The organism is Rhizobacter sp. P2_H2 (genome assembly GCF_056403375.1).
On sequence record NZ_JBFUFP010001579.1, the window covers coordinates 1 to 876 of the forward strand.

Consider the following 876-nt stretch of genomic DNA (forward strand, 5'->3'; position numbering starts at 1 on the left):
ACGTTCAGCGGCGGGGTGGCAGCCGACCTGGTGGACGGCCGGCGCGCCACCGTGACCGGCGTGCCGTCGCTGGACGGCACGCGGATCGTCGCGACGCAGGTCACGTTCGGGACGCCCTGACGCCCCTCCGTTCGCCCTGAGCCTGTCGAAGGGTCGGGCTGAGCCTGTCGAAGCCCCTGCAGATGACAGATTTGTCATCTGCACGTCAGCCAGCGGCCCGGGCCTCGTCACTAAACTCCCGGGAATGCGCGTCCTGATCATCGAAGACGAACCGAAAACCGCCGACTACCTGCGCCGCGGGCTGACCGAGCAAGGCCACGTCGTCGACGTCGAGCACAACGGCATCGACGGCCGCCACGCGGCGCTGGAGGGCCGGCACGACGTGATCGTGCTGGATGCGATGCTGCCCGGCATCGACGGCTTCGAGATACTGCGCGACGTGCGCCGCGTGAAGCAGGTGGCGATCATCATGCTGACCGCGCGCGACGGCATCGAGGACCGCGTGCGCGGCCTGCAGGACGGCGCCGACGACTACCTGGTCAAGCCGTTCTCGTTCCTCGAACTGAGCGCGCGGCTGCATGCCCTCTCGCGCCGCAGCCGGCAGACCGAGCCGACCACCATCACGATCGGCGACATGGTGCTCGACCTGCTGGGCCGCAAGGTGCAGCGCGGCGGCGACCGCATCGACCTGACCGCCAAGGAGTTCTCGCTGCTGACCACGCTGGCGCGCCGGCCGGGCCAGGTGCTGTCGCGCACCGAGATCGCCGAGCTGGTGTGGGACATCCACTTCGACAGCAACACCAACGTCGTCGAGGTCGCGGTGAAGCGGCTGCGCGCCAAGCTCGACGGCCCCTACCCGCTCAAGCTGCTGCACAC

At 69.3% G+C, this 876-nt stretch carries 1 protein-coding gene; it reads left to right on the forward strand.

Annotated elements, in window-relative coordinates:
* Nucleotides 1–244: 244 nt before the first annotated feature.
* Nucleotides 245–876: response regulator (locus tag AC1D15_RS34865; protein WP_477829676.1), on the forward strand; the 632-nt coding region annotated here is incomplete at its 3' end.